Annotated in this window: 22 protein-coding genes; 11 read left to right on the forward strand and 11 right to left on the reverse strand. The window is 71.9% G+C overall.

The features are described from left to right. Window positions 1-15: 15 nt before the first annotated feature. The 3 genes from JYK04_RS12330 to tyrS all read left to right on the forward strand — a co-directional run bounded on the left by JYK04_RS12330 (window position 16) and on the right by tyrS (window position 4,316). On the forward strand, window positions 16-1,578 hold the full coding sequence (locus tag JYK04_RS12330; protein WP_373297400.1) for a TldD/PmbA family protein: 1,563 nt from the start codon (window positions 16-18) through the stop codon (window positions 1,576-1,578). After that, window positions 1,575-2,975, forward strand: coding sequence for a metallopeptidase TldD-related protein (locus JYK04_RS12335; protein WP_189735782.1), 1,401 nt, complete (start codon window positions 1,575-1,577; stop codon window positions 2,973-2,975). Before JYK04_RS12330 ends, JYK04_RS12335 begins: the two co-directional genes overlap by 4 nt. A gap of 72 nt (window positions 2,976-3,047) precedes the next feature. After that, window positions 3,048-4,316 carry a tyrosine--tRNA ligase gene (tyrS, locus tag JYK04_RS12340; RefSeq protein WP_189735784.1) on the forward strand — a complete coding sequence of 423 codons (1,269 nt, stop codon included), beginning with the start codon at window positions 3,048-3,050 and terminating at the stop codon, window positions 4,314-4,316. Between the two features lie 105 nt (window positions 4,317-4,421). Here the strand turns inward: tyrS and JYK04_RS12345 are convergent, their stop codons facing one another. Then, window positions 4,422-4,700, reverse strand: a complete 279-nt coding sequence (locus JYK04_RS12345; protein ID WP_189735786.1) for a GlsB/YeaQ/YmgE family stress response membrane protein — start codon at window positions 4,698-4,700, stop codon at window positions 4,422-4,424. A gap of 176 nt (window positions 4,701-4,876) precedes the next feature. On the opposite strand from JYK04_RS12345, the gene JYK04_RS41165 reads away from it, so the two are divergent. Beyond that, window positions 4,877-5,218 carry a DUF3099 domain-containing protein gene (locus tag JYK04_RS41165; RefSeq protein ID WP_268254140.1) on the forward strand — a complete coding sequence of 114 codons (342 nt, stop codon included), beginning with the start codon at window positions 4,877-4,879 and terminating at the stop codon, window positions 5,216-5,218. 136 nt (window positions 5,219-5,354) lie between these two features. Next, window positions 5,355-5,606, forward strand: a complete 252-nt coding sequence (locus JYK04_RS12355; protein WP_189735791.1) for a hypothetical protein — start codon at window positions 5,355-5,357, stop codon at window positions 5,604-5,606. A 33-nt stretch (window positions 5,607-5,639) separates the two neighbouring features. Here the strand turns inward: JYK04_RS12355 and moaA are convergent, their stop codons facing one another. From moaA to JYK04_RS12370, 3 genes are all read right to left on the reverse strand, one after another. Then, window positions 5,640-6,629, reverse strand: a complete 990-nt coding sequence (gene moaA, locus JYK04_RS12360) for a GTP 3',8-cyclase MoaA (RefSeq protein ID WP_229875131.1) — start codon at window positions 6,627-6,629, stop codon at window positions 5,640-5,642. A 178-nt stretch (window positions 6,630-6,807) separates the two neighbouring features. Further along, window positions 6,808-8,436 (reverse strand): solute symporter family protein, encoded by a 1,629-nt coding sequence (locus JYK04_RS12365; RefSeq protein ID WP_189735795.1) that lies wholly within the window; start codon window positions 8,434-8,436, stop codon window positions 6,808-6,810. Beyond that, window positions 8,433-8,798: a DUF485 domain-containing protein gene (locus tag JYK04_RS12370; RefSeq protein WP_189735797.1), complete on the reverse strand. Its 366-nt coding sequence runs from the start codon at window positions 8,796-8,798 to the stop codon at window positions 8,433-8,435. Before JYK04_RS12370 ends, JYK04_RS12365 begins: the two co-directional genes overlap by 4 nt. A 258-nt stretch (window positions 8,799-9,056) precedes the next feature. Here JYK04_RS12370 and JYK04_RS12375 point away from each other — a divergent pair, with 258 nt between their 5' ends. Continuing rightward, window positions 9,057-10,613 (forward strand): S8 family serine peptidase, encoded by a 1,557-nt coding sequence (locus tag JYK04_RS12375; protein ID WP_189735799.1) that lies wholly within the window; start codon window positions 9,057-9,059, stop codon window positions 10,611-10,613. Window positions 10,614-10,700: 87 nt separating this feature from the next. On the opposite strand, the gene JYK04_RS12380 is transcribed toward JYK04_RS12375, so the two are convergent. The 3 genes from JYK04_RS12380 to JYK04_RS12390 are packed head-to-tail and all read right to left on the reverse strand — an operon-like array spanning window position 10,701 to window position 13,431. Next, the gene (locus tag JYK04_RS12380) at window positions 10,701-11,744 is read right to left on the reverse strand and encodes a zinc-dependent alcohol dehydrogenase family protein (protein ID WP_189735801.1); all 1,044 of its coding nucleotides are present in this window, start codon (window positions 11,742-11,744) and stop codon (window positions 10,701-10,703) included. A gap of 56 nt (window positions 11,745-11,800) precedes the next feature. Then, the gene (locus tag JYK04_RS12385; RefSeq protein ID WP_189735804.1) at window positions 11,801-12,487 is read right to left on the reverse strand and encodes a lysoplasmalogenase; all 687 of its coding nucleotides are present in this window, start codon (window positions 12,485-12,487) and stop codon (window positions 11,801-11,803) included. Further along, a complete protein-coding gene (locus JYK04_RS12390) occupies window positions 12,484-13,431 on the reverse strand; it encodes a sterol desaturase family protein (RefSeq protein WP_189735805.1) in 948 nt (315 codons plus the stop codon). The genes JYK04_RS12385 and JYK04_RS12390 overlap by 4 nt, the downstream gene beginning before the upstream one ends. Before the next feature lie 115 nt (window positions 13,432-13,546). Between JYK04_RS12390 and JYK04_RS12395 the strand changes: the two genes are divergently transcribed. Beyond that, complete coding sequence (locus JYK04_RS12395) at window positions 13,547-16,639, forward strand: NACHT domain-containing protein (RefSeq protein ID WP_189735807.1); 3,093 nt, start codon at window positions 13,547-13,549, stop codon at window positions 16,637-16,639. A gap of 22 nt (window positions 16,640-16,661) precedes the next feature. On the opposite strand, the gene JYK04_RS12400 is transcribed toward JYK04_RS12395, so the two are convergent. The 4 genes from JYK04_RS12400 to JYK04_RS12415 are packed head-to-tail and all read right to left on the reverse strand — an operon-like array spanning window position 16,662 to window position 20,888. Beyond that, entirely contained in the window at window positions 16,662-17,885 is a 1,224-nt protein-coding gene (locus JYK04_RS12400) for an amidohydrolase family protein (protein WP_189735809.1), read from the reverse strand. Then, window positions 17,882-19,180 carry an amidohydrolase family protein gene (locus tag JYK04_RS12405; RefSeq protein WP_189735811.1) on the reverse strand — a complete coding sequence of 433 codons (1,299 nt, stop codon included), beginning with the start codon at window positions 19,178-19,180 and terminating at the stop codon, window positions 17,882-17,884. The genes JYK04_RS12400 and JYK04_RS12405 overlap by 4 nt, the downstream gene beginning before the upstream one ends. Window positions 19,181-19,192: 12 nt before the next feature. Then, entirely contained in the window at window positions 19,193-20,077 is an 885-nt protein-coding gene (locus tag JYK04_RS12410) for an SDR family NAD(P)-dependent oxidoreductase (RefSeq protein WP_189735813.1), read from the reverse strand. Window position 20,078: 1 nt separating this feature from the next. Beyond that, window positions 20,079-20,888, reverse strand: coding sequence for an acetoacetate decarboxylase family protein (locus JYK04_RS12415; RefSeq protein ID WP_189735815.1), 810 nt, complete (start codon window positions 20,886-20,888; stop codon window positions 20,079-20,081). 124 nt (window positions 20,889-21,012) lie between these two features. Here JYK04_RS12415 and JYK04_RS12420 point away from each other — a divergent pair, with 124 nt between their 5' ends. From JYK04_RS12420 to JYK04_RS12435, 4 genes are all read left to right on the forward strand, one after another. Continuing rightward, window positions 21,013-21,660, forward strand: a complete 648-nt coding sequence (locus JYK04_RS12420) for a TetR/AcrR family transcriptional regulator (RefSeq protein WP_189735817.1) — start codon at window positions 21,013-21,015, stop codon at window positions 21,658-21,660. 151 nt (window positions 21,661-21,811) lie between these two features. Next, the gene (locus JYK04_RS12425) at window positions 21,812-24,400 is read left to right on the forward strand and encodes an MXAN_6230/SCO0854 family RING domain-containing protein (protein WP_189735819.1); all 2,589 of its coding nucleotides are present in this window, start codon (window positions 21,812-21,814) and stop codon (window positions 24,398-24,400) included. A gap of 53 nt (window positions 24,401-24,453) precedes the next feature. Next, window positions 24,454-25,431: a DEDDh family exonuclease gene (locus JYK04_RS12430; RefSeq protein WP_189735821.1), complete on the forward strand. Its 978-nt coding sequence runs from the start codon at window positions 24,454-24,456 to the stop codon at window positions 25,429-25,431. Window positions 25,432-25,527: 96 nt separating this feature from the next. Then, on the forward strand, window positions 25,528-25,761 hold the full coding sequence (locus JYK04_RS12435; protein ID WP_030009585.1) for a hypothetical protein: 234 nt from the start codon (window positions 25,528-25,530) through the stop codon (window positions 25,759-25,761). The last annotated feature ends 77 nt before the right edge of the window (window positions 25,762-25,838 follow it).

Below are 25,838 nucleotides of genomic sequence, written 5' to 3' on the forward strand. Positions count from 1 at the left end.
GGCCCCGATCGCGACATGATCGGGGCGACCGGCCCCGACCACGGGAGGACTTCCGTGCCCCATTCCATCGACGCGGCCTTCACCGCGCTGCCCCTGCGGGCGCTCGCCGACGCGGCGCTCGCCCGGGCCCGCGCGCTGGGCGCCGAGCATGCCGACTTCCGGCTGGAGCGGATCCGCAGCGCCTCCTGGCGCCTGCGGGACGCCAAGCCGTCCGGCGGCTCCGACACCACCGATCTCGGGTACGCGGTCCGGGTCGTGCACGGGGGCAGCTGGGGATTCGCCTCCGGTGTGGACCTGACCATGGACGCCGCCGCCAAGGTGGCCTCGCAGGCCGTGGCCATGGCGAAGCTGTCCGCCCAGGTGATCAAGGCCGCCGGTTCGGACGAGCGGGTGGAGCTCGCCGACGAGCCGGTGCACGCCGACCGGACGTGGATCTCCGCGTACGACGTGAACCCCTTCGAGGTTCCGGACGCGGAGAAGGCGGCGCTGCTCGCCGACTGGAGCTCGCGCCTGCTGGCGGCCGACGGGGTGGCCCACGTGGACGCCTCGCTGCTCGCCGTCCACGAGAACAAGTTCTACGCCGACACCGCGGGCACCTCGACCACGCAGCAGCGGGTCCGGATCCACCCGCAGCTCACCGCGGTCGCCGTGAACGGCACGACCGGCGAGTTCGACTCGATGCGCACCATCGCCCCGCCCGCGGGCCGCGGCTGGGAGTACCTGACCGGCACCGGCTGGGACTGGAACTCCGAGCTGGAGCAGATCCCCGGCCTGCTCGCCGAGAAGATGCGGGCGCCGAGCGTCGAGGCCGGCCGCTACGACCTGGTGGTGGACCCGTCCAACCTGTGGCTCACCATCCACGAGTCGATCGGCCATGCCACCGAGCTGGACCGGGCGCTGGGCTACGAGGCGGCGTACGCGGGGACCTCCTTCGCCACCTTCGACCAGCTGGGCAAGCTCAAGTACGGCTCCTCGATCATGAACGTGACGGGTGACCGCACCGCCGAGCACGGGCTGGCCACCGTCGGCTTCGACGACGAGGGCGTCCAGGCGCAGAGCTGGGACCTGGTCAAGGACGGCACCCTGGTCGGCTACCAGCTGGACCGGCGGATCGCGAAGCTGACCGGCCTCGGGCGCTCCAACGGCTGCGCCTTCGCCGACTCCCCCGGGCACGTGCCGGTCCAGCGGATGGCGAACGTCTCCCTCCAGCCGGATCCGGGCGGGCTCTCGACCGAGGACCTGATCGGCGGGGTGGAGCGCGGGATCTACGTGGTCGGCGACCGCTCCTGGTCGATCGACATGCAGCGCTACAACTTCCAGTTCACCGGACAGCGGTTCTTCCGCATCGAGAACGGCAAGCTGGCCGGGCAGCTGCGCGATGTCGCCTACCAGGCCACCACCACCGATTTCTGGGGCTCGATGGAGAAGGTCGGCGGCCCGCAGACCTACGTCCTGGGCGGCGCCTTCAACTGCGGCAAGGCCCAGCCGGGCCAGGTGGCGGCGGTCTCGCACGGCTGCCCGTCCGCGCTGTTCCGCGACGTGAACATCCTGAACACCACGCAGGAGGCCGGGCGATGAGCTCGACGAACCGCATCACCAAGCCCCACGAGATCGTCGAGCGGGCCCTGGAGCTGTCCACCGCCGACGGCTGTGTCGTCATCGCCGACGAGGGGTCGAGCGCCAATCTGCGCTGGGCGGGCAACGCCCTGACGACGAACGGCGTGACCCGCTCCCGGACCCTGACGGTCATCGCCACGGTCGACGGCAAGGAGGGCACGGCCTCGGGGGTCGTCTCGCGCTCCGCCGTCACCGCGGAGGACCTGGAGCCGCTGGTCCGGGCCGCCGAGGCGGCCGCCCGCGGGGCGGGCCCGGCCGAGGACGCGCAGCCGCTGGTCACCGGGGTTCCGGCCGCGCCGGACTTCACCGACGCCCCGGCCGAGACGAGCTCGGCGGTCTTCGCGGACTTCGCGCCGGCCCTCGGCGAGGCCTTCGCCCGGGCCCGCGAGGGCGGCCGGGAGCTGTACGGCTTCGCCAACCACGAGCTGGTCTCCACGTACGTCGGCACCTCGACGGGCCTGCGGCTGCGCCACGACCAGCCGAACGGCACCCTCGAGCTGAACGCGAAGTCCCCGGACCGGCAGCGCTCCGCCTGGGCGGGCCGCTCCACCCGGGACTTCAAGGACGTGGACCCGACCGTGCTGGACGCGGAGCTCGCCGTGCGCCTCGGCTGGGCGGAGCGGAAGATCGACCTGCCCGCGGGCCGGTACGAGACCCTGCTGCCGCCGACCGCCGTGGCCGACCTGCTGATCTACCAGATGTGGTCGGCGGCGGCCCGGGACGCGGTGGAGGGCCGCACGGTCTTCTCCAAGCCCGGCGGCGGCACGCGGCTCGGCGAGAAGCTGTCCGGGCTGCCGCTGTCCCTGCGCAGCGACCCGAACGCGCCGGGCCTGGAGTCCGCCCCGTTCGTGATCGCGCACAGCTCCGGCGACGACGCCTCGGTGTTCGACAACGGCCTGCCGGTCCCGGCGACCGAGTGGATCGCGGACGGTCACCTGAACCGGCTGAGCACGACCCGGCACACGGCGGGCCTGACCGGGATGCAGCTCTCCCCCGGCTTCGGGAACCTCATCCTGGACGCGGGCGGCGAGAAGTCGCTGGAGGAGATGGTCGCGGCCACCGAGCGGGGTCTGCTGCTGACCTGCCTCTGGTACATCCGCGAGGTGGACCCGGCGACGCTGCTGCTCACGGGCCTGACCCGGGACGGCGTCTACCTGGTGGAGAACGGGCAGGTGGTCGGCGAGGTCAACAACTTCCGGTTCAACGAGTCCCCCGTGGACCTGCTGTCGCGGGCCTCGGAGGCCGGCCGTACCGAGAAGACCCTGCCGCGCGAGTGGAGCGACTGGTTCACACGTGCCGCGATGCCGGCGCTGCGTATCCCGGACTTCAACATGAGTTCGGTGAGCAAGGGCGTCTGACCACCTAGAATGTGCGGGTAGACCCCTCATCCACGCCCCTACTCACTCCATCTCTCAAGGAGAGTCACGACCGTGACTGACATCGTCGACGAACTGAAGTGGCGCGGGCTCTTCGCCCAGTCCACCGACGAAGAAGCGCTGCGCAAGGCCTTCGCGGACGGTCCGGTCACCTTCTATTGCGGTTTCGACCCGACCGCGGCCTCGCTGCACGTGGGGCACCTGGTCCAGGTGCTCACCGTGCGCCGGCTCCAGCAGGCCGGCAACCGGCCGCTGGCGCTGGTCGGCGGGGCCACGGGGCAGATCGGCGACCCGCGACCGACGGCCGAGCGGACCCTGAACGACCCGGAGACCGTCGCGAACTGGGTGACCCGGCTGCGCACCCAGATCGAGCCGTTCCTGTCCTTCGAGGGCGAGAACGCGGCGCTCATGGTGAACAACCTGGACTGGACGGCGGGCATGTCCGCCATCGAGTTCCTGCGGGACATCGGCAAGCACTTCCGCGTCAACAAGATGCTGACTAAGGACTCGGTCGCCAAGCGGCTCGACTCCGACCAGGGCATCAGCTACACCGAGTTCAGCTACCAGCTGCTCCAGGGCATGGACTTCCTGGAGCTGTACCGGCGCTACGGCTGCGTGCTCCAGCAGGGCGGCTCCGACCAGTGGGGCAACCTGACGGCCGGACTCGACCTGATCCACCGGGTCGAGCCGGGCGCGGTCGTGCACGCGCTGGCGACGCCGCTGATGGTCAAGGCGGACGGCACCAAGTTCGGCAAGTCCGAGAGCGGCGCCGTGTGGCTGGACCCGGAGATGACCACGCCGTACGCGTTCTACCAGTTCTGGCTGAACGTGGACGACCGGGACATCTCCACCTACATGCGGATCCTGTCCTTCAAGTCCCGTGAGGAGCTGGAGGAGCTGGAGGCGCAGACCGCCGAGCGGCCGCAGGCGCGCGCCGCCCAGCGGGCGCTGGCCGAGGAGCTGACCACGCTCGTGCACGGCGCCGACCAGTGCGCCGCCGTGATCGCCGCGTCGAAGGCCCTGTTCGGTCAGGGCGACCTGGCGGAGCTGGACGAGGCCACGCTGGCCGCGGCCCTGTCCGAACTGCCGCACGCCCAGGTGGCGGAGCCCGGTCTCGTGGTGGACATGCTCGCGGAGACCGGCCTGGTCGCGAGCAAGTCGGCCGGCCGCCGGACCGTGAAGGAGGGCGGTGCCTACGTGAACAACGCGAAGGTCACCGCCGAGGACGCGGTCCCCGCCAAGGAGGACCTGCTCCACGGGCGCTGGCTGGTGCTGCGCCGGGGCAAGAAGAACCTGGCCGCGGTGGAGGTCACCGGCGCCTGACGCGGCCGACGCGTCGCAGGGCGCGGGTGAGCAACGCGGAGCACGGCGGAGGGGCCGGTTCGGACGCTTGGTCCGGCCGGCCCCTTCGTCATGACCCGCGCTGCGTCACGTCGTCTGCCGCTTGCCCTTGATCGCTCCGTACATCATCTCGCCGAGCGCGACCACGAGGACCGCTCCCGCGATCTGCAGCAGGTGCCGGGTCCAGTCGATGCCCGCGGTCTCACCGACACCGATCCAGGTGGCCACCGCGTTGCCGATGACGGCGCCGACGATGCCGAAGAGGGTGGTCAGCCACAGCGGCTGGTGCTGCTTGCCCGGCAGGATGGCCTTGGCTATCAGCCCCAGCACGAAACCGACGACGATCGCCCACAACCAACCACCCATGTCGAGCCTCCTCCCGGCGCCTTGTGCGCACGTGCGCCCAGTGTCGACCCATCCGGCGTACGGCGCATTTCGGACAGTGTCGTACGGGGGTCCCCCCTCTCCCCGCGGCCCGGGGGCGGGCGTACCGTGGGAGGGACCGGGCCGGGAGTGCCCGGAGGGCGATCGGGTGGTGGAGCGTGGAGCGGACGAAGCGGCAGAAGCGGAACGGGGCCGAGGTCTTCCGGATCACCGGTGCGCGGATGGGTCTCGCCGAGGACGTGCGGGGCCGTCAGCGCCGGTACGTGATCTCGATGACGATCAGGACCCTTTCGGTCATCGCGACCGTGCTGTTGTGGAACGTGCAGCGCCCGGTGGCCATCGTGACGCTCGTGGCCGGAGCCCTGCTCCCCTACGTGGCCGTGGTCATCGCCAACGCCGGGCGAGAGTCGACGCCGTCGCTGCCCTCGCACTTCGTCCCGGCCCCCGTGCGACCGGCGCTCGACGCGGGAAACCTCAAGAAAAGCTCAGATCAATCATGAAGTTCCGGTGCACTCCACCGGGTCCTGCGTGACATACTGCTCACGCGCTCCGCATCCCCCGTCGGAGCGACGGACCGACGCCGGGCAGCTCCCCCCGTGGCTGCTCGGCGTCGCCATTCCGTTCTAATGTGGGCCTGTGACTTCCTCCAGCGCCTCCGGCTCCGACGAGAACCCCACCTGCTCCGCCAAGGGCTGCCGCGACACGGCCGTGTGGGTCCTGGCGTGGAACAACCCGACGCTGCACACGCCGGAGCGGCGCAAGACCTGGCTGGCGTGCGAGGAGCACCGCGAACACCTCTCCCAGTTCCTGGGGGTCCGCGGTTTCCTCAAGGACGTCGTGAAGCTGGACGAGTGGGTGCAGCCGGAGGGCTCGGAACGCCCCCGCTGACCAGGCCCGTACCACGCCCGTACCTGAGAGCGGTCAGCCGCCGATCGCGGACATCGGGCGGTCGGGCTGCAGGAAGGACGGGTCGTCGAGACCGGATCCGGCCTTCTTGCCCCACATCGCGACCTTCCACAGCCGGGCGATCTCCTCGTCCGGGGCGCCCGAGCGCAGGGCCGCGCGCAGGTCCGACTCCTCCGTCGCGAACAGGCACGTGCGCACCTGGCCGTCGGCCGTGAGCCGCGTACGGTCGCAGGCGCCGCAGAACGGACGGGTGACCGAGGCGATGACACCGACGGTGGCCGGTCCCCCGTCGACCACCCAGCGCTCTGCCGGGGCGGAGCCGCGCTCGACGGCGCCTTCCTCGGTGAGCGTGAAGCGGGTGCGCAGGGACTCCAGGATGTCCCCGGCGGTGATCATGCCGTCGCGCTTCCAGCCGTGCTGGGCGTCGAGCGGCATCTGCTCGATGAAGCGGAGCTCGTACTCGTTCTCCACGGCCCAGGCCAGCAGGTCGGGGGCCTCGTCGTCGTTGAGGCCGGGCATGAGGACGGCATTGACCTTGACGGGGGTGAGGCCGGCCTCGCGGGCCGCGGCCATGCCCTCGACGACGTCCTTGTGCCGGTCGCGGCGGGTCAGGGTCTTGAAGACATCGGGCCGCAGGGTGTCCAGGGAGACGTTCACCCGGTCCAGGCCGGCGGCCTTCAGGGCCTGCGCGGTGCGCTTCAGGCCGATACCGTTGGTGGTCAGGGACATCTTGGGGCGGGGCTCCAGGGCCGCGCACCGCTCGACGATGCCGACCAGGCCGGGCCGCAGCAGCGGTTCGCCGCCGGTGAACCGGACCTCGGTGATCCCCAGCTGCGTGACCGCGATGCGGATCAACCGGACGATCTCGTCATCACTGAGCAGGTCCGACTTGCCCAGCCATTGCAGCCCTTCTTCGGGCATGCAGTAGGTGCAGCGCAGATTGCACCGGTCCGTCAGCGAGACGCGCAGGTCAGTGGCCACGCGGCCGTAGGTATCGAGAAGCACTGTGGGCCCCCTCCCCTGTCCGGAAGTAGAGGTACGCGCGGGCATTCGATCTACTTCACGCGTTCTATTTCGAGACTACGCGACGCCTGTGTCATCCAGAGGTGCCCGAATGAACGAGACGTGACGTGGCCGCGTCGTAGGGAACTACGACGCGGCCACGCTGGGTGTTCGGATGATGTCAGTGCGCCCCGGTTCCGGTGAGGGAGCGCACCTCGAGCTCCGCGAACTTCCGGGGGTCGGCCTTCTCCTTGGAGAGGACGGTTCCCAGCCAGCCCAGCAGGAAGCCGAGGGGGATCGAGATGATCCCCGGGTTCTCCAGCGGGAACCAGAAGAAGTCCGCGTCCTTGAACATCGAGGTGGGCTTACCGGACACGACCGGGGAGAACAGCACCAGGCCGACCGCCGAGACCAGTCCGCCGTAGATGGACCAGAGCGCTCCCCGGGTGGTGAAGCGCTTCCAGAAGAGGCTGTAGAGGATCGTCGGCAGGTTCGCGGAGGCGGCGACCGCGAAGGCGAGCGCGACCAGTCCGGCCACGTTCAGGTCGCGGGCCAGTGCGCCGAGGCCGATGGCGACGGCTCCGATGACGACGGTGGACCAGCGGGCGGCGCGCATCTCCTCCTTCTCGGTGGCCTTGCCCTTGCGGATCACGTTCACGTACAGGTCGTGCGCGAAGGACGAGGAGGAGGCGAGGGTGAGGCCCGCGACGACGGCCAGGATGGTGGCGAAGGCGACCGCGGAGATCACGGCGAGCAGGATGGCGCCGCCGGTGGAGTCGGGACCGCCGCCGACGGCCTGGGCGAGCAGCGGGGCTGCGGTGTTGCCGGCCTTGTTGGACTTGATGATCTCGTCGCGGTCGAGCAGCGCCGCGGCGCCGAAACCGAGGGCGATCGTCATCAGGTAGAAGCCGCCGATGATGCCGATGGCCCAGAGGACGGACTTACGGGCGGCCTGCGCGGTGGGCACCGTGTAGAAGCGGATCAGGATGTGCGGCAGGCCGGCGGTACCGAGGACGAGGGCGAGGCCGAGCGAGAGGAAGTCCAGCTTCGAGGTCGGGTCCTTGCCGTACTTGAGGCCGGGTTCGAGGAACTTCGCCCCCTGCCCGCTGTTCTCCGCGGCCTTGCCCAGCAGGTCGGAGATGTTGAAGTTGAACTTCACCAGCACCAGGAGGGTGATCAGCAGGGTGCCCGCGATCAGCAGCACCGCCTTGACCATCTGGACCCAGGTGGTGCCCTTCATGCCGCCGATGGTCACGTAGACGATCATCAGTACGCCGACCAGCGCGACGACGGCCACCTTGCCCCCGTCGCTGGTGATCCCCAGGAGCAGCGAGACGAGCACGCCTGCGCCGGCCATCTGCGCGAGCAGGTAGAAGATCGAGACCACGATGGTGGAGGTGCCGGCGGCGGTGCGGACGGGCCGCTGGCGCATCCGGTACGCGAGGACGTCGCCCATCGTGTAGCGGCCGGAGTTGCGCAGCGGCTCGGCGACGAGCAGCAGGGCGACCAGCCAGGCGACGAGGAAGCCGATCGAGTAGAGGAATCCGTCGTAGCCGAAGAGGGCGATGGCTCCGGCGATGCCGAGGAAGGACGCGGCGGACATGTAGTCGCCGGAGATGGCGAGGCCGTTCTGGAAGCCGGTGAACTGGCGGCCGCCCGCGTAGAAGTCGGAAACGTCCTTGGTCTGGCGGCCGGCCCAGACGGTGATGATCAGGGTGGCGACGACGAACAGCCCGAACAGGGTGATGATCAGCGGACGGTGCTCGGAGGCTCCCGCGGCGAGCGTCGTCAGGTGGTGCGCCCCGCTCATTCGGCGGCCTCCATCCGCGCCTTGATGGCCTCGGCCTTGGGGTCGAGCCGCGCGGCCGCGTGCCGGGCGTAGAGCCAGGCGATCAGGAAGGTCGTCGCGAACTGGGCGAGGCCGAGCACGAGGGCGACGTTGATGTTGCCGAAGAGCTTGGTCCCCATGAAGCCGCCCGCGTAGTTGGACAGCAGGACGTACAGCAGGTACCAGGCGATGAAGGCCACGGTGAGCGGGAAGGCGAAGGAGCGGTAGGAGCCGCGCAGTTCGGTGAACTCGGCGCTCTGCTGGACGCTCGTGTAGTCGTCTGCCGCGGGGGCCGCCGGTGGCGTTCCCGCGCTGCCCGGCGGCGGCGCTGCTTCGGTGGTCACGGGGGGATCTCCTTGTGACGCGGGTGCGGTGGGGACGACGGACAAAACAACCTCCGTGTGGGGGGACGGTGGTGCCGAGCCCCCCTTGTCAACGGCACGGACGGCGCGTCGGGACGGTTCAACACCGATTGATTCTTGGGGAACTGATTTCTCGAACTGATGGCGTGGAGGGGAACGGCGACGCTAGGTTCACTTGTCATGAACCCGTCCGACGCGACCGCGTCCGGGCGGCTTTTTCGAGGACGACCTGGAGAACCCATGGATCAGCTGGGGTCGCGTGCGCCCAAGAAGCGCAGCCGTGCTCTCGCCGTACCCGTCGGCCTGGCGCTCACCGCCTCGCTCGCCTTCCTGCCCGCGATCTCGGCCTCGGCCGCCCCGCTGGGCGGTGCGGCCGACACGGCGCCGGCCGCGAAGGCCGACACCTCCGGCCCCAAACTGTCGTACGTGGCCAACCTGAACGCGTACGCCACGGTGAAGGCGGCGAAGAAGGCCGTCGAGCGGGCCGGCGGAACGGTGGTGACGGCCTATGAGCAGATCGGGGTCGTGGTCGCACACTCCCAGAACCCGGACTTCGCCAAGCAGCTGCGCGCCCAGCGCGGTCTGTTCGTGTCGGTCGGCGCCACCCGGACGGCCCCGATGTCGGCGGCGCGGACCACCGAGGAGGGAGCGACCCAGCAGCTGAGCGCGGCGGACGCCGCCAAGGCGGCGGCCGTGGCCCAGGAGGGTCAGGAGCCGCTGGAGCCCAACCAGTGGGACCTGCGGACGATCAAGGCCGACAAGGCTCACAAGATCAACGATGGCAGCCGGAACGTCACGGTGGGCATCATCGACACGGGTGTCGACGACACCCACCCCGATCTCGCCCCGAACTTCTCCAAGGGCCAGTCGGCCAACTGCGTGGGCGGCGTCGCCGACACCACCGAGGGCGCCTGGCGCCCGTACCCCGACGGCAGCGACCACGGCACGCACGTGGCCGGCACCATCGGGGCCGCACGCAACGGCATCGGCATCAGCGGTGTCGCGCCGGGCGTGAAGATAGCCGCGATCAAGGTGAGCGAGCCCGGGACCAGCCTCTTCTACACCGAGGCGGTCGTCTGCGGCTTCATGTTCGCCGCCGAGAAGGGGATCGAGGTGACCAACAACAGCTACTACGTCGACCCGTGGCTCTTCAACTGCAAGTCCGACGACGACCAGAAGGCGCTGGTGGAGGCCATCGGCCGGGCCACCAAGTACGCCGAGCGCAAGGGCACGCTCCACATCGCCTCGGCCGGCAATTCCAACCAGGACCTGGCGGCCGACTCCCTCGTCGACGAGACCAGCCCGAACGACACCACCCCGGTGCCGCGCACGATCGACCCGAAGGTCTGCCTGGACCTGCCCACGCAGCTGCCGGGCGTGGTCACCGTCTCCGCGACCGGCGACAAGGGCCTGCGCTCGTACTACTCCAGCTACGGCCTCGGGGTCGTGGACGTCGCCGCCCCCGGTGGTGACAAGTGGCAGGTCCCCGACACCCCGGACGCCAACGGGCGCGTGCTGTCGACCGTCCCCGGCGGGGGCTACGGCTACAAGCAGGGCACCTCGATGGCCGCCCCGCACGTCGCGGGCGTCGCGGCGCTCCTCAAGAGCGCCCACCCGTCGGCCACGCCCTCGCAGCTCCAGGCGATGCTGAAGGCCCAGTCCACGAAGGCGGCCTGCCCGACGCAGATATACGACGCCGCGGGCACCCTGATCGACGCCACCACCTGCGCGAGCAAGTGGGGACAGACGGGCTACTACGGCTACGGCGTGATCGACGCGCTCAAGGCCGTGAAGTAGCACCCGGCGCAGCGGGGCGGACGGGCCGGGCGGGGATCACCCGCCCGGCCCGTCCGCCCTGGCCGCCCGCCCGTCCGTCAGGTCAGGTCAGGGCTTGATCATCACCTTGAGCGCGCTGCGGTCGTCCATCGCCCGGTAGCCGTCCGGGACCTCGTCCAGGGACACGGCCCGGTCGAAGACGGGCGCCGGGTCGATCGCGCCGCTGAGCACGTCCTTCAGCAGCTCCGGGATGTACGCGCGGACCGGGGCCACGCCGCCGCGCAGGGTGATGTTGCGGTCGAACATGACACCGAGGTCGAGGCCGGTGCCGCTGCCGTGCGGGACGCCGACGTAGCCGATGGCCCCGCCGTCGCGGGTGATGTTCACGGCGGTGCGCATCGACTGCTCGGTGCCGACCGCCTCGATGACCGCGTGCGCGCCCCGGCCGCCGAGGAGCTCGCGCACGGCCGCCTCGGCGGCCTCGCCGCGCTCGGCGACGACGTCGGTGGCCCCGAAGAGCTTGGCGATGTCCGTCCGTACGGTGTGGCGGCCCAGGGCGATGATCCGCTCGGCGCCCAGGCGCTTGGCGGCGAGGACGCCGCACAGGCCGACCGCACCGTCGCCGACGACGGCGACCGTGGAGCCCTCGCGCACGCCCGCGCCCAGCGCGGCGTGGTGGCCGGTGCCCATGACGTCGGACAGCGCGAGCAGTCCGGTCAGCAGGTGGTCGTCGGAAGCGGCCTCGGCGGGCAGCTTCACCAGGGTGCCGTCGGCGTGCGGGACGCGGACGGCCTCGCCCTGGCCTCCGTCGTGGCCGACCGAGCCCCAGAAGCCGCCGTGCTCGCAGGAGGTGAAGAGGCCTTCGGAGCAGTACTCGCAGGTGCCGTCCGACCACATGAAGGGCGCGACGACGAGGTCGCCGGCCCGCAGGCCGGACACGGCGGAGCCGGTCTCCTCGACGATGCCCAGGAACTCGTGGCCGATGCGCTGGCCGGGCTGGCGCGCGGCCTCGCCGCGGTAGGCCCACAGGTCGCTGCCGCAGATACAGGCACGAAGGACGCGGACGACGGCGTCCTCGGGTCGCTGGATCGCAGCGTCGGGCACCTCCTCCACGCGTATGTCGTGCGGGGCGTGGATAACGGTGGCGCGCATGGTGGTGCAGTCCTCCGGTTCGAAATCGTTCAGTCTTGTACGACTGTGGAACCGTCCTACCGTACGCCTGCTTCCCGGGAGGTCGCGCCAGTGGCCAGCAGGTACTGGGCGGCCAGGTACGTGGCCATGATCCAGAAGTCCGGGCGGGGCAGCTGGGGCCACTCGGCGACGCCGGTGGCGATGAGGGTGTCGGAGAGCAGGAACAGCCCGCCGCCGATCCCGGCCCGCAGGCCGAGGGCGCTGGAGCGGAACGCCATGGCGGTGAGCAGCAGGCTGTAGCCGGCCACGGGGATCCGCAGGTCGGGCGGCAGATCGGACCACAGCAGGGCGACGGTGCCGAGGAGGGCGAGCGCGTACGCGCCTGCGAGCAGCGGGTTCGCGGGCCGCTTGCCGAAGAGGACGAGGTAGCAGACGTGGCCGACGGCGAAGGAGCCCATGCCCACGAGGAAGGCGGGCTCGGCGTCGAAGAGCAGGGCCAGGTCTCCGCCCCAGCCGAACAGCAGGGCGGCGAGCAGCAGCCGGGGCGCGCCGCGGGTGGCCATGTGGGTCACGAGCAGCGGCATGAGGAGCGGCTTGGCGATGACGTGCCCGAGGTGCCAGCCGGCCAGCAGCGAGCCGAGGTCGACGGCGGCGGCCACGGCGAAGGCCAGGAGGGCGATGCGGCCGAGGCGCGGCCGGCCGGCCGGAGCCTGGTCCGCCGCCCAGGCGGGGGCGGGTCGGCCCGGGGACTCGGCGGTGCTCACGCGGTGCTCTCCTGTACGGCCGGGGCGGCGGGGTCGGCTGCGGCGCCGGCGGCCGGAGCGGGAGCGGATGTGGCTGCGGGTGCGGCTGCGGATGTGGGTGCGGGTGCGGGTGCGGGTGCGGGCTGCCAGCCGGGGCCGCGGAAGACGTGTCCGGCCCGCGCGCGCCAGCTCCCGGCGGCGCGCACGTCCCGGGCGATGGCCGCGTACTCGTGGGTGGCCACGCGCAGCGGGTTGTGGGTGCCGATGTTCTTGGTGAGCCCGTAGACGGGCTTGTCCGTCTCCCCCACCCAGGATCCGAACATCCGGTCCCAGACGATCAGGATGCCGCCGAAGTTGCGGTCCAGGTAGCCGCCCTGCGAGGCGTGGTGGACCCGGTGGTGGGAGGGGGTGTTGAAGACGTACTCGTAGGGCCGCGGCAGCTTCCCGATGCGCTCGGTGTGGACCCAGAACTGGTAGAGCAGGTTGATCCCGTAGCAGAAGGGGATCGCCGCCGGGTGCACGCCGAGGGCCACCATGGGCAGGTAGAACCACCAGGTGGTCGCGCTGGTCCAGGGCTGGCGCAGGGCGGTGGTGAGGTTGAACCGCCGGCTGCTGTGGTGGACCACGTGGCAGGCCCACAGGATGCGGATGACGTGGTGGAGGCGGTGCTGCCAGTAGTAGAGGAAGTCCTGGGCGAGCAGCATCAGCAGGGCGGTCCACCACAGGAACGGCACGCGCAGCGGGGTCAGTTCGTAGACCGCGGTGAAGACGGCGACGACCGGGATCTTCCAGAGCAGGTCGAACCCGATGCTGCCGAGCCCCATGGTGATGCTCGTGGCGGCGTCCTTGGTGTCGTAGCCGGCGGCGTCCTCGTCGGGATGGAGCCGGTAGCTCACCACCTCTATGACGGTGAGCAGCACGAAGGCAGGTATGGACCACAGCACGACATCGGGCAGGTTCGGCATGTCCCGCACCATAGAGGCGCTCTCAGGGGTGCCGCTAGGGGTTGTTACCGATCGGTATCCATCGGTGTTACCGGCGGTTCACGAGATGATGTACGGGCCGAGAAGGGGGCGGGGCATGACGGGGTTCGAGACGGTTCTCTTACGGGTGGCGGGGACGGCGGCGGGGACGCTGGTGAAGTCCCTCCTGGCCCGGGCCCCGGGGGCGGGCCTGGCGGCCGACCCGGCACTGCCGGTGCAGCGCTGGCGCAAGCCTCCGGGGAAACTCGGCGACGGCGAGATGCGGCGCCTGGCCGAAGCCCTGGCGGAGCGCCTCGGCCCGGAGTGCGCGGCGCTGCCGGAGCACGAACGCCTGGCGGCGCTGGACGCGGCCGGGGACGCCTTCGCGGCACTGGGCCCCCTCGACACGCAGGCCCTCTTCGCGGCGGACCTCGACCCGTCGGCCCTGGCGGCGGCCCTCCCCGGCCCCCCGGCGGGCCTGAGCCCGGCCGCGGAGGTCCTGTACGGACGGCTGGTCCGGCTGTGCTGCGCGCACGCGGTGGAGTACGTGACGACCCTGCCGGGCTTCGGGGCCCGGGCGGACGTGGAACTCGTCCGGCGGACGGGCGAGCTGGCCCGTTCGCTGGACCGGCTCCAGGAGGGCGCGGACGGGTCGGCGTACGCCTTCGAGGAGCGCTACGCGCAGTACATCGCCGAGACCCACAGCCGCCTCCAGCTCTTCGGCCTGACCCTCAGTCACGCGCGCGAGGAGTGGCCCCTGGACCTGGCGTACATCAGCCTCGCGGTGACGGGCGAGCAGCTGCTGGAGGATCCGGGCCGGCACTCGGCGATGAAGACCGAGCTGGCACTCGGCACGTCCGAGCGGGTGCTGCTGCGCGGCCCGGCGGGTTCGGGCAAGAGCACCCTGGTCCAGTGGCTGGCGCTGAACGCGGCGAGACGGAGCTTCAAGGTCGGCCTGCGCCACTGGAACACGCTCGTCCCCTTCGTCCTGCGGCTGCGCTCGTTCAACTCGCCCGAGGGCTTGCCGATGCCGGAGAACTGGCTGCGCGCCTCGGGCGTGCCGCTGCGGGCCCCTGACGGATGGGTCGAGGACCTGCTGTCCGAAGGACGGGCACTCGTCCTGATCGACGGGGTCGACGAGGTCCCGTCCAAGCTCCGCAGCCGGACCGAGGAGTGGCTGAGATCCCTGCTCGCGGCCTATCCCCGGGCCCGCTACGTGGTGACCACGCGCCCGTCGGCGGTCCCGGAGGACTGGCTGACCGGGCAGGCCTTCTCCCTGCTGTCCCTGCTGCCGATGGAGCGCGCCGACGTCAGCGCGTTCATCACGCACTGGCACGACTCCGCCCGTGCCGAGTGCGGCTCCGAGGAGGAGCGCGACACCCTCGACCGGTACGAGGGATCACTGATCCGGTCCGTCGGTTCCCGCCGGGACCTCGGATGGCTGGCCTCGAACCCCCTGATGTGCGCCCTGCTGTGCGCCCTGAACCGGGACCGTCACATGCACCTGCCGAGGGCGCGCAAGGAGCTGTACGACGCCGCCCTGGACATGCTCCTCGTGCGCCGGGACACCGAGCGGGACATCTCCGGTGTCGAGGGCGTGTACCTCAGCAGGGACGAGCAGACCCTGCTGCTCCAGCGGCTCGCGTACTGGCTGATCCGCAACGGCCAGCTGGAGGCGTCCCGCGGGGAGGCCGAGGAGATGGTCGGCGAGTGGCTCGGCGCCATGCCCCAGGTCCGGGCGCAGGCCGGTGCCGAGCAGGTGTTCCGGCACCTGCTGATCCGCAGCGGGCTGCTCCGGGAGACGGTCCCGGGGTCGGTCCACTTCGTGCACCGCACCTTCCAGGACTACCTCGGGGCCAAGGCGGCCGTGGAGGCACGGGACTTCGGTGTGCTGGTGGGCAACGCCCACGAGGACACGTGGGAGGACGTGATCCGCATGGCGGTGGGGCACGCCCGCCCCGACGAGCGCGCACGCCTGCTCCGCCAGCTCCTGCGGCGGGCCGACAAGGTCAAGCGGGACCAGAACCGGCTGGTGCTGCTGGCCGCGGCCTGCCTGGAGCACGCCCCGGAGCTGGACCCCGAGGTCTGGCACGAGGTGCAGGCGCGTACGGCGCACCTGCTGCCGCCGCACTCGGTGGGGCAGGCCGAGGAACTGGCCAAGGCGGGCGAGCTGGTCCTGGAACTCCTGCCGGACCCCGCGGGCCTGGACGAGCAGCAGGCTGCCGCCATCATCCGTACGGCCGCGCTCGTCAACGGGGACCGGGCGCTCCAGGTCATCGCCGGCTTCCGGCGGGACGACCGCTACGACGTGGTCCATGAACTGTCCGACGCCTGGGGGCGGTTCCGCACCGACGACTACGCGGACGCGGTCCTGGCCGACGCCCCCGTGCGCGTCGGGCACCTGCACGTCCGCACGCGCGAGCAGCTCGCCGCGCTGGGTCGGCTGCCCCACGTCCGGCGGGTCCACCTGACCTGGAACGGCGCCCTCCCGGCGGAGATATCCGGGCGGCGGGACCTGGAGTGGCTGGTCATCCACCGCAATCCGGCCCTGACCGATCTCGCGCCGCTGGCCGGGCATCCGACGCTCCGGCACCTCGGCGTACTGGACTGTCCCGAGGTCACGGGCATCGAGGTGGTCACCGAACTGTCGGCGGACAGCCTCGCCTTCGGCTACCTGCGGGACGGGCTCTCGCTGGCTCCGCTGGCGGCGGTCGGCGGGCTCACATCCCTGGTCATCGGGTTCGAGCCCGAGCAGCGGGCGATCGGGGACGTCCCGGCGGCCGAGGGGCTGGCCTCCCTGGCGCTGTGGCAGGGCGCCCGCCGGATGACCCTCGACGGCATCGAGCGGTGGCCGGGGGTGACGGACCTGACGATCGCGGGCAGCCTGCAGTACCGGCAGCTGGTCCACTCGCTCCCGCTCCCGGAACTGGATTCGCTGCAGATCCGGCACGCCGCACCGGTGTCGGCCGCGGCCCTCGTGCCGTACCGGCGGCTGAGGGAACTCGTACTGATCAGGTGCATGTTCGAGGGGACCCTGGAGCCGCTGGCCGAGTTGCCCGGGCTGCGGCTGCTCGTCCTGAGCGAATGCCTCGGGACGGTGGACCTCTCGCCCCTCGCGGCCGTGGACGGGCTGGTCGTCGAGGTGGACCGGCGCACTGGCGTGGTCGGCACCGAGAGCATCCCGCCGGAGCGGCTCGTGTACAAGAACTGAGCCGCTCCGGCGGGAGCCGGTGTCACCAGACCCGGACCGACCCCCCTCGGGCGAATGCCGGGCTGGTGGCCTCCGGGGGCACGGCCGTCAACGGCTGTGCGATCTCCGAGACCAGGGGGCCGTGCTTGGCGGCGACCGCGTCCAGCAGGGCGAGGTCGAAGCCGTACACGCGGGCCGCGTTGCCGCCGACCATCGCGGCGACCTCCTCGCGCGGCAGGCCCGCGTAGGCGATGCGGAGGCCTTCGCGGGAGAAGGGGGTGGTGCCCTCGTCGTGGGGGTAGTCGCTGCCCCACATGATCTTGTCGAGGCCGATCCGCTCCCGCAGCGGGACCTCGTGGGGGCGCATGAAGCTCGCTCCCACGAAGCAGTTGTCCCGCCAGACCTCGCTCGGGCCCCGGCCCATCGACTCCGCGAGGCCCGCCCCGAACTTGGACTCGGCCGTGGCCGATGCCGCCACCAGGCGGCCGTGGTAGTAGTCCAGCATCTCCAGCACACCGGGGATCCACCCGGAGCCCTGCTCCGTCAGGACCAGCTTGAGGCCCGGGTGACGGTGGAAGGCCCCGCCGAAGACGAGGTGCCACAGGGCGCGGTGCGAGAACCATGTCGTCTCCACCATGAAGACGGCGCGGGCCGCCGGTTCGTCGCCGAGCGGCGGTGAGGCCGAGCCGCCGTGGTGGTTGACCGGGACGTCCAGCTCGTCGCACACCGCCCAGACGGGGTCGTAGGCCGCGGAGTACAGCTCGGGCACCGTGGAGCCGGGCGGGACGCCGGGGAGCAGGATGCCGCCCGTCAGGCCGGCGGCCCGCGCCCGGCGGATCTCGCCGACCGCTGCGTCCACGTCGTTCAGCAGGATCTGCGCGACCCCCGCCCGGCGCCCCGGGGCGTCCGCGCAGAAGTCCGCCAGCCAGCGGTTGTGGGCCTGCAGACCCGCCCAGCGCAGCTCGTACTCGGCGGCCGTCGGGGGCTGGGCCATCAGGGAGGCCTTGGGGAAGAACGGCGGGATGGTGTTCGGGAAGAGGACTTCCGCGACGATGCCGTCCGCTTCGAGTTCGGCGAGGCGGCGCGCCGAGTTCCAGTTGCGGTCGGCGGTGTCCGCCAGGAGGTCCTCGTACGGGTTCACGTACGTGGCGGCCCAGGCGTCGAAGTCCTCGTGGTGGCGCTTGGCCAGGTACGGCTTGTAGTCCAGCAGGTCGGCGCCGGCGTGGCAGTCCGCCGAGATCACCGTGTAGCGGTCCTCGGACGTCACGGGTTCACCCCCAGCACCGGGAAGTCGTTGTCGGTGAGCCAGTGGCGGCCCACCTCGCGGGAGCGGGCCCAGGAGGCCTCCACCGCCGCCTGGTCCGGGGACTGGCCCAGTTCCGCCGGGGTGGGGCCGATCCGGCGGGCGATCGGGGCCAGCTTCGCGGTGTCGAAGCCGAAGACCTCGGCCGCCGCGAGCCCGAGCATCCGGCGGGTCTCGGCGACCGGGATGTCGTGGAAGGTGTTCTTCAGCCAGCTGCGGGTGTTCGGCCAGGTGCCCTCGGGGTGTGGGAAGTCCGAGCCCCACAGGATGTTGTCCACGCCGATCTCGTACCGCTGCGCGAGCTCCCGGCGCTTGGTGTTCGTGGCGCAGATGAACACCTGGCGGTCCAGGTACTCGCTGGGCGGCCGCTTCAGCTCCTCGAACGGTGAGAGCTTCTTGCCGCCGTGCGCGCCGAGGTAGAGCCGGTCCATGAACCACAGCTGGTTGGGCAGCCACCAGCAGCCCGCCTCGGCGACGCCGAACTTCAGGCCGGGGTGGCGTTCGAAGACCCCCGACCAGAGCAGGAACCACAGCGGGCGGGCCGGCCACCAGGTGACCTCGGAGACGAAGATGCCCAGGTGGTCGCCGTACTCGTGGCGCGGCGAGGACCCGGAGTGGGTGACGATCGGCATCTGCGTCTCGGCGGCCGCCGCCCAGACGGGGTCGTAGCGGCGGTCGTGGTACGGCGCCCGGTCCACCCACATCGCGGGGATCATCAGCGCTCCCAGCCCGGACGCCTTGGCCCGGTGGATCTCGGCGACGACCTTCTTCGGCTCGCCCGTGATGGGGAGCAGGGCGACTCCGCAGTGCCGCTCCGGGTGCCGGCCCACGAATTCCGCGAGCCAGCGGTTGTGCGCCTGCGCGCCCGCCATGCCGAGCTCGGGGTCCTGGTCGCCGGAGAGGCCGAGGCCGACGCCGAAGGGGGCGGCGGTCTGGCTGTCGACGGCGTCCGCGTCGGGGAAGACGACCTCGGCGGCCACGCCGTCGCCGTCGAGTTCCTTCAGCCGCTGCCCGGTGTCCCAACCGCCTTTGAGGCCTTCCTCGTGGTCGTGGAACCACTTCTCGGCGAAGGCCTCGTTGCGGACGCCGAGGCGGGTGGCCTCCGCGCGGCGGGCGTCGCGTTCGCCGAGGAACTCGTCGAACCGGGGGTGGAAGCGGGAGTCCAGGTAGGGCCGGTACTGCTCGGTGGGCAGGCCGGCGTGGCAGTCGGAGGAGATGATCAGGTACGGGTCTTCGGTCCGGTCTTCGTGCGTACTCACCACAGACGCCCCTCAGTCGAGGATGAAGCTTTCCAGGTAGCCGGGGTTGGTCCGGTCGAGCATCGACTGCGACCGGGCGCGGATCTGCCGGTCGCTGTGCTCGCCGGCCGGGAGCATCCAGAAGCGGTCGGCGCGGATGCCGTCGACGACGTGCTCGGCGACCTCCTCGACCGGGGTGAAGCGCACCTCGTGGCCGGCCTGCTTCATCGCCGCCTCGTACTGGTCGAGGCTGCGGTACGGGGCCTTGCGCGGCCGCTCCTTCGCGTACCGCTCGGGCCGGTTGCGGTGCGACTCCCACAGCCCGGTGCGCAGCATGTGCGGTCCGGGGAAGAGGACGGAGGCCCCGACGGGGGCGCCCTCCGCCTTGAGGTGGGCGTAGAGCGACTCGGTCATGGTGACCACGGCCGCCTTGGTGACGGCGTACACGGACGCGGTGGGCAGCGGGGCGATGCCGCCGTCGCCGGAGGAGGTGTTGACGACGTGGCCGGGGCCGCCGGCGGCGATCATGCGGGGGACGAAGGCCTGGATGCCGTGGAAGACCCCCCATACGTTGACGGAGAAGGCCCATTTCCAGTCGTTGGGCTCGTGCTCCCACATCCGGCCCTCGGCGCCGGAGCCGACGCCGGCGTTGTTGCAGAGCACGTGCACGGCGCCGAAGGCCTCGTAGGCGGCGTCGGCCAGCGCGGTCACGGAGTCGCGGTCGCTGACGTCGACCACCCTGGCGAGCACCTGGGCCCCGTCCGCGACGAGTTCGCCGGCGGCCTTGCGCAGGGCGCCCTCCTCGACGTCGGCGAGGACCACCTTCAGCCCCTCGGCGGCGAAGCGGCGGGCCATGGCGAGGCCGATGCCACTGGCGGCTCCGGTGACCACGGCCACCTGTCCCGGTTCGAGTCGCATGTCAGCCCCTCCCCCCTGACGAGCCCTCCGGGGGCGCGTCGAGGATCTGCAGGGGGTCGTCGTAGCGCTGGTGGATGTACGGGAGCAGGGCCTGGGCGCTGACCCGCTCGGCGACGCGGCCCTTCTGGTCGGTGGTCTTCTCGCCGATGGTGATCTCCACGATCCGGCGGACGGGAAGGTCGGCGACCGGGTCGAACATCGACTCGCGCAGCACGACGTCCCCGGTGATGTGCTCCAGCTTGCGGACCTTCTCGTTGCGCGTGCAGTGCACGAGCACCGGGTCCACGTCGAATCCCGAACCGTCGACGGCGGGCAGGAACTTGAAGTAGAAGTCGGTCTTCCGGGTGGGCTCGGGCAGCGGCAGCGCGCGGTCCACCGCCCCGCGCACCTCGACGAAGGCGATCCCGTGCCGGGCGAGAGCGGCCCGTACGACGAGTCCGTCGCGCTCCACGGTGACCTCGCCGAGCTTCTTCGGCTCGCCGAAGACCTCGCGGCCGCCGGTCAGTGCGCGCTCCATGGTCATCGGCATGACCAGGGGGTACCAGCCCTCGACCCCGCCGTGCTGGGCGGCGACGGCCACCGAGCCGGCGCCGAGCGGGTAGCCGGGCAGGTCGACCTTGCTGATGTTGGCCCGTACCAGGGGCCGGTCGGCCGGTTTGAGCGGCGGCGGCAGGACCGCCGCGACCACGTCGGGGTCGCTCTCCCAGACGGCCACGACGCCGGTGGACCAGATGTCGGGGAGCTTGGAACTCTTCTCGCGCGACGCCGCGATCTCGGCCTCGGTCCGCGCTCCGTACCGTACGCGTGCCATGTCTCGCACCATCCCTCGGCTCGGGGGGAGTCGGTTCTGTAACACAGTTACACCGCCGCCGATGAAGGGTAAAGACTCCTGCACGGACCAGAATTGACGATCCGACAGATTGGTGGTGGACGCCGTGGCCAGAACCACGCTCACCCGCGACGAGGTGTTGGACGCCGCCGCGTCCCTCGTCATGCAGCACGGCCCGGCCGCGCTCACCATGCGCAAGCTCGCCGCCGAGCTGGGCACCGCCGTGACGTCCATCTACTGGCACGTCGGCAACCGTGAATCGCTGCTCGACGCCCTCGTGCGGCGCACCGTGGAGGAGATGGGCGCGATCCGGCCCACCGGCCGCACCCCCGCCGACCGGATCCTGGCGGTGGCCCGGATCCTGCGCCGCGAACTGCGGGCCCGTCCGCACCTGATCGCGATGGTCCACGAACGCGGGCTCACCGAGCGGATGTTCCTGCCCGCCCAGCAGGCGCTCGTCCACGAGGTGCACGCCGCCGGGCTGCGCGGCGCCCGGGCGGCGGACGCGGTCCGCGCCGTCCAGTTCCAGGTCGTCGGGTACCTGCTCGTCGAGCGCAACCGCGAACGCGCCCCCGCGCAGTCCCCGGCCGAGAGCGAGCTCTGGGACCCGGCCGCGGCCCCCCACGACCCGGCGCTCGCCCGCGCCCTGGCCCGCCCGGCGGACCCGGACCGGCTGTTCCTGCTGTCCGTACGGGCCCTGGTGCACGCCCTGCTCGCGCCGGGCCCGGCGGCCGGCGCGGCCCCGCCGCGATAAATCGCTTGGCGCGCTCCCGGGCCCGTGGTTGTATCTGCGGCGCGGGGGCGGCTCCGCGACGTGCTTCCTTCTCACCTTCCTGCGAACCCGTAGCGCGTCCCCTCTCCGCCCCCGCCCACTCCCCCTTTCCGGTTCCGGAGGACTCCCCCCTTTGCCCGAGCTGTCGACCGTCCTGTTGCGCCGTCTGCACACCGTCTACGTCGACCAGGCCGGGCCGCGCCCGGGCGACCCGTCGACGACCGAGGGCCTGACGGCCCTGGAGGCCGAACTGCTCGACCGGGGCTACGCCCTGACGGGCCCGCTGCGTTCGGCGCTCGCCTGGCTCGGACCCGCCGGACTCGCCGCCGCCGGCGCGCAGCTGATCCGGGACATCGACATCCTGCTGGGCGCGGACCGCACCCACATGCCGCTGTTCCGCTCGTTCCCGGCCTCGGTGCCCGACGACACCCGCGCGCTGTGGATCGACCGCGTCCTGACCCTGCTCCTGCAGTGGCCGGACCAGCCGTGCGTGCTGTGCGAGACCGTCGGCAGCGTCCACCCCGTCGCGCCCTGCGCCCACCTGGTCTGCCGGACCTGCTGGGACGGCGCCGACTACACCGGCTGCCCGATCTGCCACCGCCGCGTCGACGCCGACGATCCCTTCATCCGGCCGTCCCCGCACCCGGGGGAGGTCCCCTCCGGAGGGGGTCCGCTGCGGCTGCTGTCCTTCGCCACCGACCGCGCGGCCGACGCCGTCACCGCCCTCGGCAGGCTCCTCGCCCGCCGTACCCCGCTCTCCCCGCAGGACCGGGAAGAGGCCCGGGTGCTCCTCGCCCACGTGCCGGCCGGCCTCGACTGGCTCCCGGACGCCGTACCGGTGCGGGAGACCAAGGCCCTGGTACTGGGCACCCTGCTGCGCGAGCGCCGTACGCGGGAGGCCGTACGGGCCCTGCTGCCCGAGCGGCTCACCACCGCCACCGACGTGCTGCGGCTGCTGGCCGTGTGGTCCGGCGGCGAGGCCGACCTCCTGGAACCCCCGCGGCTGCGTTCCCTGCCGCGCCCGCTGCGCCGTGACCTGCTGGCCGTCCTGGACGGCCTCGATCCGGCACTGCTCGTCGAGGACGTCCTGCGCCACGCGGACCTGTGGAAGCGGGCCGCCGAGATCCTGCACCCCTTCGAGCAGTACGCCCGCCACCCGCGGGCCGCGCTCGCCTTCGCCGTGCTCCGCGGCACCGACACCACCGGCACCGCCCTGGGCGCCGCACTGCTCGCCACCGCCGCCGCGTACCCGCACGCGGTGCGGATCGACGGCTCGCGCGTCCGGGCGGCCACCTGGCTGGGGCGGGCCGAGGGGGCCCTGCGCGGCGGGGATCCGGACCGGGCCCTGGCCGTACTGGCCGAACGGCCCGGCGAGCTCGTCCGCCGCCTGGACCACCTGCTGCGGCTCTACGCGGCCGACACGCTGCCGCCACAGGTCGCCGAGGTACTGGCGCGGCGGCTGCCGAAGGCCGGGCCGGGGCCGGTGCTGTCCGCGCTCGGGCGGCTGCGGATCCGCCACCTCCCCGGAACCCGGCGGGTGTTCTTCCCGCGCGGACAGGTCGCGCACTCCTTCACCGTGCCGGACGACCGGACCCCGCTGGCCGAGGCGGTGACCCGTTCGGTGTGCGGGCTGTTCGAGGGTGAGGTGCTGCGCCGGCTGGCCGCGGCCGACCCGTACGACGTGGCGGTCCTCGACTCCCGCCTCGCCCACCTCCACGTCCCCTCCGCCGAGCGGGCGGCGGCCAAGGCGCTGGTCACCGTCCCCAAGGGCAGCTTCCAGGCGCTGCCGGACGGCGAGGTGCTGCGCATGTTCCTGCACTGGATGGAGCCGGCGCGCAAGCGCGTGGACCTGGACCTGTCGGTGGTGCTGTTCGACGCCGACTGGAACTACGCGGGCCTGTGCGACTTCACGAACCTCGTGTACGGCGCCGGGGCCGTCGTCCACTCCGGCGACCTCGTCTCGGCGCCGGCGCCGCACGGGGCGAGCGAGTACGTGGACGTCGACCTGGACGCCCTGGCCGATTCCGGTGTGCGCTTCGCCATGCCGGTCGTCTTCAGCTACAACAACATCCCCTTCGAGCTGCTGCCCGATGCCTTCGCCGGGTTCATGGCCCTGCCCACCCGCTCCGGCCGCACCGCCCGCTACGACCCGCGGACCGTGCGCCAGCGCTACGACCTGGTCGGCAACTCCCGGATCCACGTGCCGCTCCTCGTCGACCTGGAGCGGCGCGGCTTCCTGTGGACCGACGTCCACCTGCCCGACGACGAGGGCTACCACAGTGTGTGGGCGCACCAGGAGGACCTGGCCCGGATCGGCCGCGATCTGTTCCAGTACTTCTCGACCGGCCGCACCACCCTGTGGGAGCTGGCCGGCTGGCACGCGGCCGCGCGCTGCCGCGAGGTGGCCGTGCTGCGCCGGACGCCCCGGCCGAGCGACCCCGACGAACTGTGGACCTACCGCCGGGACTCCGGCGAGGACACGGCGGCCTTCGCCGCCCGGGTGGTCGGCCTGCGCGATCCGGACGCGGTGCTGGCCTCCACGGAGGTCGACGCCCTCGCGGGCACCGCCGTTTCGGGCCGGTCGGTGTTCCTCGCGCTGGTGGACGGCGAGGTCGCGCCCGCCGGCGCGAGCGGCTCCGTATACCGGCTGCTGCCGGGGCCGGTTGACGGCTGCGGCCTCGAACAGCTCGCGGCGGGCGACCTGGTCGCCGCCCTGGGCTGACGGCCGGGAAGCGCCGGGGCGGCCACGGGTGTCAGTCGGGGCCGATATCCTCTGTGACCATGCTCGACGACCGTACGACCGCAGACACGATGTGGCCGACCGCGTACCCACAGGGGTACGCGGTCGTCGACGTGGAGACCACCGGGCTCGCTCGCGACGACCGGATAGTCTCCGCCGCCGTCTACCGGCTCGACGCCCAGGGCAACGTGGAGGACCACTGGTACACGCTGGTCAATCCGCGGCGGGACCCGGGACCGGTGTGGATCCACGGGCTGACGAGCGCGATGCTCGCCGACGCCCCGCTCTTCGAGGACATCGCCGAGGAGTTCGCCGACCGTCTCGCGGACCGGGTGCTGGTCGCGCACAACGCCATCTTCGACTGGCAGATGATCGCCCGGGAGTACGCGCGGGCCGCCGCGACCGCACCGGTCCGCCAGCGGCTGTGCACCATCGCCCTGTCGAAGGAACTGAACCTGCCGCTGCCCAACCACAAGCTGGAGTCGCTCGCCGCGCACTTCGGCGTGGTCCAGCAGCGCGCCCACCACGCGCTCGACGACGCCCGGGTGCTGGCGGAGGCGTTCCGCCCCTCGCTGCACGCGGCCGCGCAGGGCGGCGTACGGCTGCCGCTGCTGGAATGCCGGCCGCTGACGGAGTGGTCGGATTCCGCCGTGACCCCGCGGGTCGGGTACCAGGCCTCGTACCGGGGCAGCAGCTGGCGGCCCTCGCGCAAGCGGCCGCCGTGCCCGCACCCCAATCCGGGGCGCTTCGAGGACGGCAAGCCGCTGAAGCAGGGCATGCGGATCGCCTTCTCCGGTGACACCTCGGTGGAGCGGGAGCTGCTGGAGGACCGGGCGGTCGAGGCGGGCCTGCACATCGCGACGAGTGTGTCGCGGCTCACGAGCCTGCTGGTGACCAACGACCCCGACTCGGCGACCTCCAAGACGGTCAAGGCGAAGAGCTTCGGCACGCCGGTCGTCGACGAGGCGGCCTTCACCCAGCTGCTGCGGGACGTGGCCCCGGCCGAGTCCTGAACCGGAGGGCGGACCGTTGCGCCGGCCGGGTGCAGGCGCCGCGACTCACCCCGCCGGATCTTGTTCCGCTCCTTCCCCGTGCGCAGCATTCGGCCCATGGCACGTTGTGAGGTCTGCGGAAACGATTACGGCATGTCCTTCGAGGTGCACGCGCAGGGCGCCGTGCACGTCTTCGACTGCTTCTCCTGCGCCATCCACCGCATGGCGCCCGTCTGTGAGCACTGCCGGGTCTCGATCATCGGCCAGGGCGTCGAGGTCGCGGGCCAGTGGTTCTGCGGGGCGCACTGCGCCCGGGCGGAGGGGAAGGTGGGCATCGTCGACCGCGTCTGACTCCCCCGTCCGTACGCCATGACCCCGGACGGCCACCCGGCCGCCGGGGTCCTTCGCGCTGCGGGTACCGTCGTGGG

Origin of the sequence: Streptomyces nojiriensis, assembly GCF_017639205.1 — a bacterium.
GTDB classification, from domain to species: Bacteria; Actinomycetota; Actinomycetes; order Streptomycetales; family Streptomycetaceae; genus Streptomyces; species Streptomyces nojiriensis.

What these genes read in the sequence shown, in the direction of transcription:
- JYK04_RS12390 (WP_189735805.1), bottom strand. Translation starts at nt 13,431, where the DNA reads ATGCCGAACCTGCCCGATGTCGTGCTGTGGTCCATACCTGCCTTCGTG.
- JYK04_RS12345 (WP_189735786.1), bottom strand. Translation starts at nt 4,700, where the DNA reads ATGGGTGGTTGGTTGTGGGCGATCGTCGTCGGTTTCGTGCTGGGGCTG.
- JYK04_RS12335 (WP_189735782.1), top strand. Translation starts at nt 1,575, where the DNA reads ATGAGCTCGACGAACCGCATCACCAAGCCCCACGAGATCGTCGAGCGG.
- JYK04_RS12435 (WP_030009585.1), top strand. Translation starts at nt 25,528, where the DNA reads ATGGCACGTTGTGAGGTCTGCGGAAACGATTACGGCATGTCCTTCGAG.
- JYK04_RS12380 (WP_189735801.1), bottom strand. Translation starts at nt 11,744, where the DNA reads ATGCGCGCCACCGTTATCCACGCCCCGCACGACATACGCGTGGAGGAG.
- JYK04_RS12365 (WP_189735795.1), bottom strand. Translation starts at nt 8,436, where the DNA reads ATGAGCGGGGCGCACCACCTGACGACGCTCGCCGCGGGAGCCTCCGAG.
- JYK04_RS12415 (WP_189735815.1), bottom strand. Translation starts at nt 20,888, where the DNA reads ATGGCACGCGTACGGTACGGAGCGCGGACCGAGGCCGAGATCGCGGCG.
- JYK04_RS12330 (WP_373297400.1), top strand. Translation starts at nt 16, where the DNA reads ATGATCGGGGCGACCGGCCCCGACCACGGGAGGACTTCCGTGCCCCAT.
- JYK04_RS12375 (WP_189735799.1), top strand. Translation starts at nt 9,057, where the DNA reads ATGGATCAGCTGGGGTCGCGTGCGCCCAAGAAGCGCAGCCGTGCTCTC.
- JYK04_RS12410 (WP_189735813.1), bottom strand. Translation starts at nt 20,077, where the DNA reads ATGCGACTCGAACCGGGACAGGTGGCCGTGGTCACCGGAGCCGCCAGT.
- JYK04_RS12395 (WP_189735807.1), top strand. Translation starts at nt 13,547, where the DNA reads ATGACGGGGTTCGAGACGGTTCTCTTACGGGTGGCGGGGACGGCGGCG.